The organism is Neisseria sp. 74A18, assembly GCF_001308005.1.
Classification (GTDB): domain Bacteria; phylum Pseudomonadota; class Gammaproteobacteria; order Burkholderiales; family Neisseriaceae; genus Neisseria; species Neisseria dumasiana.
Map to the genome: position 1 here is coordinate 1 of NZ_LGZA01000073.1, position 1,024 is coordinate 1,024.

The 1,024-nt window shown below is 50.4% G+C and carries 3 pseudogenes; 2 read left to right on the top strand and 1 reads right to left on the bottom strand.

The features are described 5' to 3' along the window. Positions 1-107 (top strand): annotated as a pseudogene (locus tag AKG43_RS12915) (IS5/IS1182 family transposase); the annotation flags it as partial. Positions 108-243: 136 nt separating this feature from the next. On the opposite strand, the pseudogene AKG43_RS11830 reads toward AKG43_RS12915, so the two are convergent. Further along, a pseudogene (locus AKG43_RS11830) lies at positions 244-486 on the bottom strand (hypothetical protein); the annotation flags it as partial. A 320-nt stretch (positions 487-806) separates the two neighbouring features. Here AKG43_RS11830 and AKG43_RS12920 point away from each other — a divergent pair. Further along, positions 807-1,024, top strand: a pseudogene (locus AKG43_RS12920) (IS5/IS1182 family transposase); the annotation flags it as partial.

The following is a 1,024-nucleotide window of genomic DNA, read 5'->3' on the forward strand; positions in this document are numbered from 1 at the left end:
CAGCCTATTTCGGGTTGGGCAAAGTGAGGGCGCAAAGCCACCTGAAGGCGATGTGTGTGAACCTGTTGAAGGCGGCCAACAGGATAGGTGTGCCTGTTGCTGCCTGAACAGGCAGGCAGTGCCTCATAATGAGGCACTTTAAGGGGACTTTAGGGGTAGCTTGTCTACTTTTTACGCAAAAACAGCCGGAACATGATGAAGCATGTTCCGGCTGTTTGTTGGCGTAGGGTTTTGCAAAGGTCTCAGGCTGTGCCATTGGCCGAGTAGAACGGCTTTGAACATGGACAACAGGGGATAAGCGGGACGGCCGCGGTGGTCTCGAAGGTAGCGGGTTCTTTGACGGTTCAGGTAATGCTCGATCGTTTGACGGTTCAGGTAATGCTCGATCGGTTGCCAATCAATCACCTGCTCGAGTTTCAACAGGGGAAAGCGGTCGATGTGTTTGGCAGTCATGGCTTGGGCGGTTTGTTGGAAGAAGGTGCTCATGAGAAATCCCCTAAATGTCTTAGTGGGGACTTTAGGTGTTGGAAAAGGTCGGGTTATTTACACTTTTTATGCCAAACAGCTTTTGTTTTTTGCAGGAATGATGGTTTCGTGATTTTTGAGTATTCTCAAGAACGATGCGGCTTCGCCGTGCCTTTCGGCATTCTTGACAACCCTCAAAAATCCCAAAATGGGTCTGCATGCAAAAAACGGAAAGTGTAAACAACGCTAGAGTTTCTTACACCTGAGACCTTTGCAAAACCCTCAAAAATCCTCTAAATTCCCACTCACATCAAACTCCGGGAATTTAGAGGATTTTGTTCATGAGCAGCTTTTTACACACCGACGCCCTCAACCACATCGAAAAACATCTCGACCGCTTCCCCCTCATCAAACTCGACCGTATTCTTGACCGGACACCCATCGAACAATACCTCGCCGGCCGCAAAACCCGCTACGTGCGCGACAACGGCGGCCGTCCCGCCTATCCTTTGCTCTCCATGTTCAAAGCCGTCCTGCTCGGCCAATGGCACAGCCTCTC